This is a genomic window from Streptomyces sp. NPDC054866 (assembly GCF_053610745.1).
The window spans coordinates 773,840-787,895 of sequence record NZ_JBSGZA010000002.1 but is presented as its reverse complement, the minus strand read 5'-3'; the positions used below and the strand labels follow the sequence as shown (position 1 = coordinate 787,895).

13 protein-coding genes are annotated in these 14,056 nt (G+C 70.8%); 7 read left to right on the top strand and 6 right to left on the bottom strand.

Going from position 1 to position 14,056, the window contains the following annotated elements; all coding sequences use genetic code 11:
• Positions 1–89: 89 nt before the first annotated feature.
• Positions 90–1,133 carry a DUF3068 domain-containing protein gene (locus tag ACWGI2_RS12320; protein ID WP_453695139.1) on the bottom strand — a complete coding sequence of 348 codons (1,044 nt, stop codon included), beginning with the start codon at positions 1,131–1,133 and terminating at the stop codon, positions 90–92.
• Positions 1,134–1,322: 189 nt separating this feature from the next.
• Between ACWGI2_RS12320 and ACWGI2_RS12315 the strand changes: the two genes are divergently transcribed.
• The 4 genes from ACWGI2_RS12315 to ACWGI2_RS12300 all read left to right on the top strand — a co-directional run bounded on the left by ACWGI2_RS12315 (position 1,323) and on the right by ACWGI2_RS12300 (position 4,510).
• The gene (locus tag ACWGI2_RS12315) at positions 1,323–1,475 is read left to right on the top strand and encodes a hypothetical protein (protein WP_453695138.1); all 153 of its coding nucleotides are present in this window, start codon (positions 1,323–1,325) and stop codon (positions 1,473–1,475) included.
• Positions 1,476–1,544: 69 nt separating this feature from the next.
• Positions 1,545–2,789: a PucR family transcriptional regulator gene (locus ACWGI2_RS12310; protein WP_453695738.1), complete on the top strand. Its 1,245-nt coding sequence runs from the start codon at positions 1,545–1,547 to the stop codon at positions 2,787–2,789.
• Between the two features lie 39 nt (positions 2,790–2,828).
• A complete protein-coding gene (locus tag ACWGI2_RS12305; RefSeq protein ID WP_453695137.1) occupies positions 2,829–3,677 on the top strand; it encodes an SMP-30/gluconolactonase/LRE family protein in 849 nt (282 codons plus the stop codon).
• A gap of 137 nt (positions 3,678–3,814) precedes the next feature.
• Positions 3,815–4,510, top strand: coding sequence for an SCO2400 family protein (locus tag ACWGI2_RS12300; protein WP_453695136.1), 696 nt, complete (start codon positions 3,815–3,817; stop codon positions 4,508–4,510).
• 48 nt (positions 4,511–4,558) lie between these two features.
• Here the strand turns inward: ACWGI2_RS12300 and ACWGI2_RS12295 are convergent, their stop codons facing one another.
• Positions 4,559–5,008 (bottom strand): MarR family winged helix-turn-helix transcriptional regulator, encoded by a 450-nt coding sequence (locus ACWGI2_RS12295; protein ID WP_453695135.1) that lies wholly within the window; start codon positions 5,006–5,008, stop codon positions 4,559–4,561.
• A gap of 127 nt (positions 5,009–5,135) precedes the next feature.
• On the opposite strand from ACWGI2_RS12295, the gene ACWGI2_RS12290 reads away from it, so the two are divergent.
• Together ACWGI2_RS12290 and ACWGI2_RS12285 are read left to right on the top strand one after the other, a co-directional pair.
• On the top strand, positions 5,136–6,182 hold the full coding sequence (locus ACWGI2_RS12290) for an NADP-dependent oxidoreductase (protein ID WP_453695134.1): 1,047 nt from the start codon (positions 5,136–5,138) through the stop codon (positions 6,180–6,182).
• A gap of 115 nt (positions 6,183–6,297) precedes the next feature.
• Positions 6,298–6,726: an organic hydroperoxide resistance protein gene (locus tag ACWGI2_RS12285; protein WP_453395380.1), complete on the top strand. Its 429-nt coding sequence runs from the start codon at positions 6,298–6,300 to the stop codon at positions 6,724–6,726.
• Positions 6,727–6,802: 76 nt separating this feature from the next.
• Here ACWGI2_RS12285 and ACWGI2_RS12280 read toward each other — a convergent pair whose 3' ends face one another.
• Entirely contained in the window at positions 6,803–7,960 is a 1,158-nt protein-coding gene (locus tag ACWGI2_RS12280; RefSeq protein WP_453695133.1) for a serine hydrolase domain-containing protein, read from the bottom strand.
• Between the two features lie 254 nt (positions 7,961–8,214).
• A complete protein-coding gene (locus ACWGI2_RS12275; RefSeq protein ID WP_453695132.1) occupies positions 8,215–10,830 on the bottom strand; it encodes a M14 family zinc carboxypeptidase in 2,616 nt (871 codons plus the stop codon).
• A 159-nt stretch (positions 10,831–10,989) separates the two neighbouring features.
• Between ACWGI2_RS12275 and ACWGI2_RS12270 the strand changes: the two genes are divergently transcribed.
• Positions 10,990–11,781 carry an EI24 domain-containing protein gene (locus ACWGI2_RS12270; RefSeq protein WP_453395377.1) on the top strand — a complete coding sequence of 264 codons (792 nt, stop codon included), beginning with the start codon at positions 10,990–10,992 and terminating at the stop codon, positions 11,779–11,781.
• Here the strand turns inward: ACWGI2_RS12270 and ACWGI2_RS12265 are convergent.
• Positions 11,762–13,048, bottom strand: a complete 1,287-nt coding sequence (locus ACWGI2_RS12265) for a pyroglutamyl peptidase (RefSeq protein ID WP_453695131.1) — start codon at positions 13,046–13,048, stop codon at positions 11,762–11,764. The genes ACWGI2_RS12270 and ACWGI2_RS12265 overlap by 20 nt on opposite strands.
• 99 nt (positions 13,049–13,147) lie before the next feature.
• On the bottom strand, positions 13,148–14,050 hold the full coding sequence (locus ACWGI2_RS12260; RefSeq protein WP_453695130.1) for an aminoglycoside phosphotransferase family protein: 903 nt from the start codon (positions 14,048–14,050) through the stop codon (positions 13,148–13,150).
• Between the last annotated feature and the right edge of the window lie 6 nt (positions 14,051–14,056).

Here is a 14,056-nt window from a genome sequence, read left to right as displayed (position 1 = left end):
TCGGGTGGGGTCGTTAGTTTTCGCCGCCGTGTTCGACGCGGCTACTCACCGAAGTGACAACTTTCGTTGTTTCAACAGCTGACGTCTCATCACATCGTGGTGGGTTGCAGGGCGGTTTTGGACGTATCGCTATGCGGACCGCCCGGCTCCGCCCCTGAACCGGGCCCTCCGGGCCCATCGGGCCCCTGCGCCCCACTGTCGGAACGCCGTCCGCGGATGACAAGAACGCCTCCCGCGATCGCGAGCAGCGCGCCCAGCGCACCCGTACCGACCGGCAGCGTCTCGCCCACCAGCTTCAGCCGGCTGCTGTCGTCGTCCGCGAGTCCCACCTGCGTCTTCTGCGTCTTCTCGGTGAACGCGATGCGCTTGCTGTCGAGCAGCACCGTGGCGTCCTTGTCCGTGCCGGGCGCGCGCAGCGTCTTGCGGGGGCCGATCGCCGCGTAGATGATCCGGCCCGTGCGCTTGTCGGCGACCAGCTCGACGCCGTGGTTGGCGTACCACTCCTCGGCGAGGACGTTGCTGCGCTTGGGCTGTCCCACCAGGCGTCCTGGCACCAGACGGGTGCCGGTCTTGGCGGGCTTCACCTTGGCGGTGAAGCGGTAGCCCTCGTAGCCCTGGATCTTCTTCGTGCCGCGGAAGGTCAGCGGGACGGTGGCGCCGAGGGTGTTGTCCCACCAGGTGTAGGAGCGCTTCTCGACGTCGAAGGGGAACTTGAGGTAGGCCTCACCCTCGAAGTACGGCTTCTCGTCGCAGCAGTGCACGGGCTTGTTCGTCTTGCGGTCGGTGACCCAGCGCTCCGTCGTGAACTGGAGCGAATCGTGCGGGTCCGAAGCGGGCAGGGACTTGTCCGGGTCGACGGACGTGACCACGTCCCAGACCGCGTGCTCGCTGTTGCTGTCGTCCACGTCGCCGCGCACCTGGCGCGTGACCGTGAGGTTCTTGTCGTGCACCGTCTTGATCTTCTCGGTGTCGAAATAGCTGCCTTTGCCCTTGAAAACGGTGGTGGTGTCGATGTCCACGGGCGTGCGTTTCGCGCGCGGCTCGACGTACCACGCGAGCATGGGGGCCAGGACGAGCAGAAAAACGCCGAGTCCGAGGAGGATCAGCGAGAGGGGCGAGGCTGTGCGGCGCATCCGGCACTCCTGGGGCGGGTGAGAAGTGTTACCGAGCCGTAGGGGCCGGAACGCTAGGCGGACCCTTGACGAAGTGTCAATGCGTTGATGAAACTGTGCACCTACCGGACGGGGCCGGTAAAGGACTGTGCGAGCGCTATCCGCGCGACCTGGGTGGGGACGACCTCCAGCAGAGAGGCTGACCCTGACATGCACCGATTGCTTGCCGCCGGTCTGACCGTCGTAGCCGCCGCGGCACTCGCCGTGACTGCCGCGTTCGGCATCGTCGCGCTCCTGAACGCGACTCCGGAACAACCCAACACTCCCCTCGTGCACTACGAGACTGCCCCTCGGGGACAGTGAGTGACCGTGCCCGTGACCGAGAGCCAGGGTTCGCTGTCCGTCCGCTCGGCCTGGCGCGACGTGCCTCCGATGCAGGTGCGGCAGTTCGCCGCCCTCGCCCTGGACGAAGTACCCGCCCTCGCGCAGGACATCCTGCGGCAGATCCGCTCCGAGTACCCCGGCCTGCCCGTCGTCCTCGACGAGTCGGGCGAACCGATGGCTCTCATCGGCATACGTCGTGCTCTGGAGGGGTTCGTCCAGCAGATCGCGGCGGCCGAGGGCGGGCGCCCCTGCTACCCCCTGGAGGTCTTCCAGGAATTCGGCAGGGGCGAGGGGCTGCACGGCCGCAGCCTCGACTCGCTCCAGGCGATCTACCGCCTCGGCGTACGGCTCGCCTGGCGCCGCCTGGCCGAGATAGGCCAGCAGATCGAGATCCCGCCACCGGCCATGTACGAACTCGCCGAGTCGGGCTTCGAGTATCTGGACGGCCTGGTCGACCAGTCCGTCCGCGGATACGCCGAGGCCGCGGCCCGGCAGGCCGGTGAGCGCCTCCGTCTGCAACGGAAGCTGATGGAGCTGCTGCTCTCCGAGCGGCGCGGGGACCCCGGGGCGGGCGCGCCGGCCGATTTCGGCCACAGCTCCGGCTCGCGCTCCGCGCCCGGCCAGCCCGCCGCCCGCAGCGCACTGGACGAACGGGCCGCCCGCGTCGGCTGGCAGCTGCCCGAGCGGGTCGCCGTCGGCGTCCTCCTCCGCCCCGCGCGGGAAGCCGTGGCGCCCGCCGTCGGCCAGGGCGTCCTGCTCGACATGGAGACCGAACAGCCCCGCATGGTCGTCCCCGACCCGGACGCCGCGGGCCGCCCCGAGCTCCTGCGGCGCGCCATGGCGGGCTGGTCCGGCGCGATCGGCCCGCCCGTACCGCTCGCCGACGCCGCGAAGTCGCTGCGCTGGGCGGAGGCCGCGGTCCGCCTGATGGAACGCGGACTGCTGCCTTCCGGTGAGGTCCTGCACTGCACCGAGCACACCGAAGCCCTGGTCCTGCTCCAGCCCGAGGAGCTCATCGAGGACTTGGCCCGCCGCTGCCTCGCCCCGCTCGCGCACTGCGGGCCCGCGCACGGCCGCCGCCTCGCCGAGACCCTGCTCGCCTGGCTGGAGACGCGGGGCGGCGCGCCGGAGGTCGCGGCACGGCTCGGGGTGCATCCGCAGACGGTGCGCTACCGCCTGCGGCAGATCAGGGAACTGTGGGGCGACGAGGTCGACGACCCGGACCGCCGCTTCGAGCTGGAACTGGTGCTCAGGGCAAGGCGGTTGCGCGGGGAGCTGGGACGGGTGGGCTGAGCGGGGTCGTTCGGAAAGCCGTACGGGTAGCCTGCCGCAATGGACATAGCGGTACGCGCGCAGGCAGCACTCGGCGAGGGCCCCACCTGGGACCACGCCGCCCAGCGGCTGATCTGGGTCGACATCCTCAGCTCACGCGTCCACACGTACGACCCGTCGACCGGGCACCGCTCGGTCCTGGTCACCGAGCAGCACGTCGGCGCCGCGAAACCGCGCGCGGGCGGCGGTCTGGTGGTCAACCTCCGGGACGGCGTGGGCCTCTACGACTCCATGGCCGACGGAGGCGCCTTCCGCTGGCTGCACCGCGAGGTCGTGCCGGGCCGCCGGGGCAACGACGCGGCGGTCGCCCCCGACGGGGCGCTCTGGGCGGGCACGATGCGCTACGACGAGGGGGAGGGCGGCGGCAACCTCATCCGCCTGACCGGCGACGGCACCGTCACCGAGATCCTCGACGATGTGTCCGTCAGCAACGGCGTCGGGTGGAGCCCGGACGGCCGCTCCCTGTACTACATCGACACCCTGACCCGCCGCATCGACGTACTGGACATGGGAGAGGGCCAACTCCCCGCGTCCAGGCGGCCCTTCGCCACCGTCGAGGCCGACGCCGGATACCCCGACGGCCTCACCGTCGACGCCGAGGGCTGCGTCTGGGTCGCCCTGTGGGACGGCGCCGCCATCCGCCGCTACACCCCGTCCGGCGCCCTGGACCGGGTGATCGAACTGCCGGTGGTCCGCCCGACCGCGTGCGCTTTCGGCGGCGCGGGACTGCGCGACCTCTACATCACGTCCGCCTGTACGGGACTTGAGGCGCCGCACCCTTTGTCCGGCTCCGTGCTCGTGCTGCCGGATGCCGGACAGGGCGTGGAACAGGCGGCGTTCGCCGGATAGGCGGGCCCGCGTCCGGAGCGGAACAGGCGGTTTGCCCCATAGGGGAAGCCGACACGGCTGGAACATTCGATTCCGCACATAACCTTCACGGCAGCGGCTTCCTCTGTTCCCCGCGGCTCACTTAGCCTCCATGCCTCATGGACTACTGCCACCCGTGCCACAGGCACCTCAACGGCGCCCTGGCCTGCCCGGGGTGCGGAACCCCGGCCGAAGCCTGCCGTGAGTACGCGGAGGCGGTCGGTGTGCAGGACGAGCCGGGCGGTTCCGAGCGCACCTACGACGACGAGGTGCCCCGCGGCAGGGGCCGCCGCCGGGAGCGCGGCCGCCGGGCGCACCGGCGCAGACGCCGCAAGATCCTGCTGATCACCGCCGGGCTCGCGCTCGCGGCCGGTGGCCTGAGCCTGGCCGAGCTCGGCATCGAGGGCCCCTCGGACGAACCGACGGCCGCGGCCTCGCCGGACGGGGCAGCGGGCGAGCCCGCGGCACGGAAGTCGCCGGACCCGGACAGCGGCGCGGTGACGGGTGCCGAGTCCTCCTCGGCCACGTCGGCCGGTCCCTCGGCCTCGGCGTCCGCGAAGGACAAGGCGTCCAAGGAAGCGAAGAAGGACGAGGACAAGAAGAAGGACGGCGAGAAGACGGACGAGGCCGGCAAGGACCCCGACTCCGCCGCCCCGGCCACGTCCTCCGCGCCGGACACCCCGGACAGCCCTCCGGACACCCCCGGGACCACGCGCCCCACGCCCCCGCCGACCACGCGGCAGCCGGACCCGAAGCCCGAGCCCGAGCCGGAGCCGTCCCGGACGTGCGACCGGTTCCTGTGGTGGTGCACGTAACCCTGAGGGGAGCGGGCGGTCAGCCCTGGCCCTGAGGCGAGCGGGCGGTCAGCCCGCGTCCTCGCCGACCATCCTCCGCAGCAGCCCCCGCAGCGAGAGCCGCTCCTCGCGGGAGAGCTCGGCCAGCGGCTCCCGCGCGAAGTCGAGGGACTCGCGCAGGCTGCGGGCGACTTTCAGGCCCTCCTCCGTCGGCGCCGCCAGCTTCACGCGGCGGTCGGCCGGGTCGGGCCGCCGCTCGACGAGACCGCGTACCTCGAGCCGGTCGATGATCCCCGTGATGTTCGACGGCTCGCACCTCATCTTCTGGGCTATCCGGCGCATGGGCAGCGGATCGAGGGACAACAGACCCAGTACGCGTGCCTGCGCCCCGGTGAGGGCGTGCTTGCCCGCCGCGGCGTCGTACTCCTCGTGGTAACGCGCGACGACCGTCCCGATGAGCTCGACGACTTCGAGCGTCAGGGGGTCCGTGCGCGGGGTGCGGGAGCTGGTGGTGGCCATGCGCTCCAGGCTACCCCGATACTTGACATCATGAAATATGTAGGCGCATGGTTGTTTCACAACATGAAGCATTTTCGAGACAGCAGCCTGCTGGAAACGGCAGCCTGAGCACGAGGAGGACGCCCGCATGTCCGTCACCCCCGAGGCCCCCGGGTCCCAGAAGCTCCCCGCCGTCAGCCGCGAGTGGCACCTCGTGCGCCGCCCGCACGGCTGGCCGGTCCCGGAGGACTTCGCGCTGCGCGAGACCCCGGTGGCCGCCCCGGCCGACGGTCAGGTCCTGGTCCGCAACCTGCACTTCTCCGTGGACCCGTACATGCGGGGCCGGATGAACGACGTGAAGTCGTACACCCCGCCGTTCCAGCTGGACCAGCCCATGCAGGGCGGTGCGGTCGGCGAGGTCATCGCGTCGAACGCCGAGGGCTTCGCCGTGGGTGATCACGTCCTGCACTTCGCGGGCTGGCGCGAGTACGCGGCCGTCCCGGCCAAGCACGCCGTCAAGGTGGACGCGCAGGCCGCGCCGCTGTCGGCGTACCTCGGTGTGCTCGGCATGCCGGGCCTGACGGCCTACGCGGGACTCTTCGAGGTCGCCTCCTTCAAGGAGGGCGACGCGGTGTTCGTCTCCGGCGCCGCGGGCGCCGTCGGCTCCCAGGTGGGTCAGATGGCCAGGCTCAAGGGTGCCTCGCGCGTCATCGGCTCGGCGGGCTCGGACGAGAAGGTGAAGCACCTTGTCGAGGATCTCGGCTTCGACGCCGCGTTCAACTACAAGGACCCGCGCCCGGTCGTGGAGCAGTTGAAGGAGGCGGCCCCCGACGGCATCGACGTCTACTTCGACAACGTCGGTGGAGAGCACCTCGAAGCGGCCATCAGCCGCATGAACGTGCACGGCCGCGCCACCATCTGCGGCATGATCGCGGGCTACAACGACACCGAGCCGACGCCGGGCCCGCGCAACATGGCCATGATCATCGGCAAGCGCCTGCGTCTGCAGGGCATTCTCGTCGCGGACCACGAGGACCTGCAGCCGCAGTTCGTCTCCGAGGTCGGCGCGTGGATCCGCTCCGGCGAGCTCAAGTACAACGAGACCTTCGTCGAGGGCGTGGAGAACGGCGTCGAGGCGTTCCTCGGCATGCTGCGCGGCGAGAACACGGGAAAGATGATCGTTTCCCTGGCCTGAGGTGCGGGCACCCGAGGTGCAGCGGCCGGTGCTTTTCCGGCATCCGATAAAGTGATTCCACATTCTCGCGACTGTGGGCGCGCATCGCGGAACATCTCAGGAGGAACCGGCACTTATGTCCATCCAGCAGATCGACGTCAAGTACACCGCCGTCGCCACCGCCGAGAACGGCCGTGACGGCCGCGTCGCCACCGATGACGGCAAGCTCGACGTCGTCGTCAACCCGCCGAAGGAGATGGGCGGCAGCGGCGCCGGCACCAACCCCGAGCAGCTCTTCGCGGCCGGCTACAGCGCCTGCTTCCAGGGCGCCCTCGGCGTGGTCGCCCGCAAGGAGAACGCCGACATCTCCGGCTCGACCGTGTCCGCCAAGGTCGGCATAGGCCAGACCGAGGCCGGCGGCTTCGGCCTGGAGGTCGCGATCACCGCCTCCATCCCGAACGTGGACGCGGCGACCGCGCAGGCCCTCATCGAGAAGGCGCACCAGGTGTGCCCGTACTCGAGCGCCACGCGCGGCAACATCAAGGTGGAGCTCGCGGTCGCCTGACCGTCTCCGCCACTACGTGACGAAGGGCCGCACCCCGCAAGCAGGGGTGCGGCCCTCCGTCATGCCGGTCAGCCGGTCAGCGGCCGACCGCCGCCGTGTGGATGGCCTGCACGAGACGCTCGTCCTCCGGGGCCGGTCCGCCGGGGAAGGGGAAGCGGCGCCGCGTGTACCCGTAGGCGAGCCCGCTGCGAGGGTCGGCGAACGCCTGCGAGCCGCCCACGCCCTTGTGCCCGATGGACCCCGCACCGAGGAACGGGTACCAGGCCTCGGCGACGTTCTGAAACCCCACCCCGAACGATCTGTGGCCCCGTAGCACCAGGTCGTACCCGTTGGAATGGATCTGCCCGAACTCGGCCACGGTGTCCGGCTCCAGGAGCGGCTCCCGCCCGTCGAGCCCGCCGACGGCCGCCGCGTACATCGTGGCGAGCCCGCGCGCGGAGGCGACCCCACCGACGGACGCGGGCCCCTGGGCGCGCACCGCACGGGAGTTGGGGATCGTCTCCAGGTCGGTGGGGTGCGCGGCATTGCGGTTGAAGGCGATGGAGTTCAGGGTTCCCGGCTGCGGCGGCTGCGCGTCGAGGAGGGCGCGCTCTCCGGGGGACGGCGTCATGGGCAGCACGGAACGGAAGCGGGGTTCAAGCGCCTCGGGGAGCCCGAGGTAGAAGTCGAGCCCGTACGGGACACGGACGCGCTCCTCGTACACGTCCTGCAAGGTCTGCCCGGTGGCCCGCAGGACGACTTCGCCGGCCAGCGCGCCGATGGACAGGGCGTGATAGCCGAAGGCGGTGCCGGGACGCCAGTACGGCCGCTGGGGCGCGAGGCGGGCGGCGATGGCGCGGTCGTCGGCGAGCTCCTCGGGGCTGAGGCCGGTGTCGGCGCCGACGACGCCGACGCGGTGCGAGAGGAGTTCCCGGAGGGTGGCGTCCCCTTTCCCCCCGGCGGCGAACTCCGGCCAGTAGTGGGCCACTTCGCGATCCAGCTCCAGGACGCCGTCCTGGACGAGCAGAGCCACGCCGAGGTAAGCGGCACCCTTCGTGGACGAGTAAACCCCGAAGAGCGTGTCGCCATCGGTGTCCGGCCCCACCCACAGGTCGACGACCTGCTCCCCTCGTACGTAGGCGACGACCTGCGAGGCATGATCGGGCTCTTCTTGGGCGAGCATGGCGGTGAACTCATCCCGCACGGGTTCGTATCCGGCTGCGGTGGTGCCGCGTACTTTGATCTCACGGGTCATGGGTATTCATTGCCTCCCTGGGAGCTTCAACTGCCGCCAAGACCGGCGCGGGGGCCTTGCTTGCCGCAATCACCGGCTTCGCCGAGTTCGTCCTCAAACGCCGGACGGGCTAAGAAATTAGGCCGCGGGGCAATCGGGTGGGTGGGCGGGAAAAATAGCCCCTCCGGCGTTTGAGGAGCGGGGGTCTGGGGGCGGAGCCCCCAGTTTCGGGAAGGGGTGGGATTGGGGAGAGCCCCGCAGGGACCGCTCTGGCCTCAGCCCACGCTCAGCAACGCCCGCCCCACCTGCGGAAACACCCCCTTCGGGTGGTCCCGGAACAGCGGCTCGGTGCCGAACAGGACCACACGCGCCCCCGCAGCGACCCCACTCACCACAGAAGCCCGACCCGCAGCGTCAGAGGGCCCACCCGCACCGCCCTCCGCGGGGCGCCAATGCCCCGACACCAGCGGATTCCCGCCCCCATAGGACTGCTCGACCCGCACCCCACTCCCGAGCCCCGTGAACCACATGGGCGCGTAAACGAACGAATGAGACGGCGCACCCCCGGTAACAGGACCACCGGAGTTGCTCACCCGCACCACACCATTCGCATCCCCATTCCCGGAAACCGCCTTCACGGAAAGCAGCTTCGCGTCGGAGTTGAGCGCGACCCCTTCCGCGCCCCGCCCGACCAGCCCACCGCCCCCGGCGAGAAACGCGTCGAGCCCGGCCCGCGCCCCCGCGTTCAGCTCCCCGTACGAAAGCCCGGCCGACACGAACAACGCGTCCGCACCCGACTTCTTCCAGTCGAAGCCCGCGTTGAGCACTGAAGTCGAAACCGGCACCACGTCAAAGTTCATCTCACGCAGCGCGAAAAGCTCCCCAGGAGTGACAGCCGCCGCCACCCGCGTGGCACGCACGACAGCACCGCCCTTCGCCTTCGTCGCATCGAAGGCGACGTCGTACTTCCTCGCCGCCACGACCGCCGCGCCCCGCGCCGAGGACGGCAGAATCACGCTCCCGTCCTCAGCTCGCCGCACAGAAGTCCCGCGCGCCAGCAGCCAGTTGAGAGCCGCCACCTCGCGCGCGTCGTCGAGCCGCAGCCGAAGATCCCCCCGCCCGGCGACATGACCGACCCGCGAAGCCGCGTCCACGACGCGCGAGCGCACCCCGGACAGCGAGCCGCCCTTCACCGAGTCCACCGTCGCGCCCCACAACCGCCCGAGGCTCCACCCCGAGATGTCGTACATGGTGGACACCTTGTCGCTGATGTCCCGCCCGTCGGCGAGCATCACATTGGCGAGCCCGCGCTTGGGCTGACGCATGTCGACGATGTACGAACCCTCGGAGTACGAGACGCCGCCGAGCCTGAAGTCCCTTGTCGCACGCCGGACTTCGACGTCGTTGTCGAGCAGATGCTCCACGAGCCGCGAGGCGGCAGCCGCCGAGCGCTGACCACGCTCACCCTTCCCTGCGCCCTTCCCCTCGCCCCGCGGAATCACGTACGCACGAGGGAAGTCAGTCGTGTAGACGTCCTCCGGACCGATACCCGGCACACCCGGCACGGTCTCCGGCGAGACCGGCACCTGCGCCGCACCCGCCGCGCCCCGCCGGAACGTCTCGATCTGGTCGGCGATCACCGAAGTGCGGTGCTCCTGCGTGTACTTGAGCGTCGCCGACATCGCGGCGCCCGCGATGTCCACGTTGATCGCGGACCGCCGCCGCAGCTCCGGCACCGGCAGCTCGTCGTACTCGTCGTTGTTGACGGCCATCGGGAACTCGATGGTGTGCGCGGCGACCGTGCCGTGGAACGGCATGTACTGCGGGGTGAAGATCGGCGGCCAGTCGTCCCAGCCCTCCTCCTGGTCACGGAAGGGGATGACGGCGGGCTGCACGCCGTCCTTCTCCTCCGTGTACCCGAGGCCGTTGACCGCGGCCTCCATGCCCAGGGCGTTGGCGTAGGTGTTCTTGAGGAAGAGGTCGTACTCGTAGTTCTCGCCGTGCGGGGGAGTCGTCGGCTCGATCAGCGTGCCGTTGACGTACCCGTGCAGATCGATCATGACCGCGGGCTGCTTGTCGATCGCGATCTGCCGCATCGCGCGCGCCTCGGGCTGCGACGCGGTGATGAAGTCGCGGTTGAGGTCGAAGCCGTTGGCGTTGGCGCGGGTGCCCGCGACGCGGCCGTCGGGGTTGGCCGTGACGTTGAAATACAGCCGGTTGTGCGCGAGCAGCTCCTTGGTCTCGCCGTCCTTGGCCTTCGCGAGCTTCTCGATGAGCTTCAGGGCGGCGTCCGTGCCCTCCCACTCGTTGCCGTGGATGTTGTTGTTGATGAAGACCGGCGTCTTGTACGAGGACTTGACCGCCGGATCCTTCGCGGCGGCGCCCGGAGCGTTCTCGATGAGCTCGCGCATCCGCTCCTGCCGGGCGGTCTCCTTGGCCGACTCGGGGGCGGTGACGGTCACCAGGTAGAGCTGGTGCCCGCCCGCCGAACGGCCCGCGATCTCCACGCTCACGCGGTCGCCGACGCCCTGGATGTCGTTCAGCTTCGGGGCGATGGAGTGGTAGGGGGCCAGGCCCAGCTTTATCGAGTTGTCGTCAGGGTTGACGGGAGGCGGAGTGAGCTTCTGCTCGCGGGGATAGCCGCGGTCCTTGCCACGACCGGAGTCGAGACCAGGGCTTTCCGCAGCCCCCAGCGCCCGGTCGGCGGCGCTCTGCGGGGTCTTCGCGGCCCGCTCCGTACTGCTGAGGGGCGAGCCCTCGCGGAGGATGTCCCGGCCGCCCGGACGGGGGTCGGCGGTCGCGGCGCCGGGGGCGAGGGTGGTGAGGACAAGAGCCCCCGCCGAGGCGAGGGTGGTGAGCAGAACGGGTCTCGATGGCCGGGATATCCCCATACGTACCTCCTGGAGAGAAGCTGACGTAAAGCTGACGAGAAGCTGGAGAGAAGTCAGTAACGCGTGGTCTACCGGTTCAACCCCCGCGCAACAAGAGGGCCTTCAGCCTCACGCGTCCCGTGGACCGCAGCGCCGCGACCGGCGGATAGGCTGTGCCGCATGCGTGATCTGGGACGAGGCTTCGGCTATTTGATGAAGGGCCAGCGCTGGGTCGCCCAGCACGGCAAGCAGTACGGAGTCGGCCTGCTGCCCGGCCTGATCACCCTGGTGCTCTACGCGGCGGCCCTCGTCGCGCTCGCCCTCTGGGGCACGGACTTCATCGGCTGGGCGACGCCCTTCGCGGACGACTGGTCGTCGCCGTGGCTCGGCCTGTTCCGCGGCTTCCTCACGGCGCTCCTCTTCGCGCTCGCGCTCCTCCTCTCTGTGATCACCTTCACCGCGGTGACGCTCCTGGTGGGCCAGCCCTTCTACGAGTCGCTGTCGGAGAAGGTCGACATCTCCGTCTCCGGGTTCGCGCCCGAGTCGGGCCTGCCGCTCTGGCGCGAACTGTGGATCTCCGCACGCGACAGCCTCCGCATCGTCCTGCGGGCCGCGGTCTGGGGCGTACTGCTCTTCGCCCTCGGCTTCATCCCGGTCGTCGGCCAGACGGTCGTCCCGGTGGTCGGCTTCTGCGTGACGGGCTTCTTCCTCGTCGAGGAGCTGACGGCGGTCGCGCTGCAGCGCCGGGGCGTCGAAGCCCGCGAACGCCTCGCGCTGCTGCGCGGCCGCAGGCAACTGGCGTGGGGCTTCGGCACCCCGCTCGCCGTGGCCTTCCTGGTCCCGTTCGTCGCGGTGTTCCTGATGCCGGGAGCGGTCGCGGGCGCGACGCTCATGGCGCGGGAGCTGGTGGGCGAGGAGACCGGGGAAGGGGCGGACGACCCGGCGTCGGCCGCTACCGGCGGGCGTCCATAGCCGCCGTCAGGATCCGCCGTACCTGCGCGATGATGTCGAGGCGGTTGCGCACGAACTCGGGATCGGTGATCTTGCCCGTCGCCGGGTCCGTGTTGCCCGCCCCGAATTGCAGGATCGGCGTGTGCACATGGCCGCCGGGCAGCCGGTCGTGCAGCCCGAGCCGGTCGCGGAGAAGCGTCGCCCGGTAGGCGATCTCGTTCGACAGGTAGTTGCCGCCGCCGCCCTCGCGGGCCGTCGAACCGGCGGTGGGCCCGTCCGGGCGGACCACGGGAGCGGTCTGGCCCGCCGGGATCTCGGTCACCGAGGTGTTGTCGTACACGGGGAAGCGGCCCGTCCCGGCGCTCACGATCTCCTTGTACGGGAGGGTCGTGGACGTCCACTGGGGCTGCGTGGCCGGGTCGCTGACCGGGACCGTCTCCGTACGCGAGAGCTTCTCGTTGTCGGGGAAGCCGCCCCGCCAGGCCCCGTTGGTCCGCTCGATGTCGAAGCGTCCCGCACGGCCCTGGCTGACGGTGGTGAAGAGGTCGACGCGGGGGAGATGCGGACGCAGGGTGCGCTCGACCGTCCCCTGCTCGAAGTCCTCCCAGCGGACGGGGAAGACGACGGTCTCCACGCGTGCGGGCCCGTCGGCGGTCTCGATGACGGTGCCGTCGAGCGCGAGGGCGGTGGCACCGGAGGGATTGCTGATGCGGACGTCACGGTCGAGCGTGAAGGGGTCGAAGCCGGTGAGGAGGACGCGCTTGATGCGGTGGCCCGCGCTGTCCTTATTCGGGTGACTCTTCGGATAGCGGATGGAGTCGTGCCCGCGCGAGGAGTCCTCCAACTCCCGTATGAGCCGGGCGCGCTGGGCCTCGCTCACCCCGAAGTGACCTGGCTCCCACTGCCGCAGCTCCCGCGTCATGCCGAGCCGGGCCCAGTACAGCGGCCGGTCGTCGTCCCGGCTCAGGTCCCCGCTCTCCCCGGCCCCGGGCCCCCGCCCCTGCGCCCGCTCGACGGCACGCCGCCACAGGGCGTCTCCCTGGCGTACGACGATGCGCTTGGCCTCGCCGTACGAGTGGGCGCGTTCGAGGGCCCGCGCGAACTCCGGGGCCACGGCGTCGAATCCGCTGCGGCGCAGGATCTCCTGCGGGGCCGCCCGGTCGAGGCGCTGCTCCTCGGCGGTGCCGGCCGGTGCGGTGGCCGCCGAAGCGGGTACGGCGGTGAGGGAGAGCAGGAGAGCGACACCGAGCGTGGTGAGCCGCGGGGAGACGGGGGGCGTAAGTGACACGGGAGTCCTTCCGTGGCCGGTGGGGTGGCCGAAGTATCGCGGCAGGAAGGCGGCGCCCGCCAGAGCATGTCCGCAACGTCCTGCCTGCGCGACCAGCTCTCACCGGCCCCCGGCGGCGTGATCCGCGAGGACCTCGCCGATCACGTGGCGCGCGATCCGCGCGATGGTGGGGTTCCTCGTCCGGTAGTACGGCAGCTCGATGAGCGCGATCGAAAGAGCCCAGCCACGGCCACGCGCCCACGTCGCGTCGTCGACGTCCAGGGCGGCGCGGAAACTCTCCCGCGCGTCGGCGGACAGCAGGCTCCACGCGGTGATCAGGTCTACGGCGGGTTCGCCGTGCCCCATGCATCCGAAGTCGATGACGGCGCTGAGACGGCCGTCGGCGGTGAGCAGATTCCCCGGTTGCAGGTCGGCGTGGACCCAGACGGGCGGCCCGTCCCACCGGGGGGCGCGCAGGGCGGCGTCCCAGGCGGCGGTGGCGGCGTCGGTGTCGATGACGCCGTGCAGCTGCGAGATGGCATCGCGGGTGTCGGCGTCACGGGGCGCGAGGGGGCCGCTGCGGTAGGCGGGAGGGGCGTCGGCGGGATCGACGCCTCGCAGGGCCGTGACGAACGCGGCCAAGTCGGCGGCGAACAGGCCGGGTTCGTCGAGCCCGCCGATCGCCGGGTTCTCCCCGTCGAGCCAGCGGTAGACGTACCAGGGCCATGGATACCCCTCACCGGGCTCGCCCTTGCCCAGCGGCGCGGGAATGGCGACGGGCAGCGAGGGCGCGAGCCGCGGCAGGAGAAGCACCTCGCGCTCCACGTCACCGACACCTCCCTCGATACGGGGGAGCCGCACGGCCATGTCGTCGCCGAGACGGTAGATGGCGTTGACGGTGCCGTTCGAGTCGACGGGCTCGACGGCGAGGTGCGCCCAGTCGGGGAACTGCGCGGCGAGCAGCCGACGTACGAGACGCGTGTCGATGTCGGCTTCGTGGGCGTGCATCTTGGCGGGAGACATGGGGCC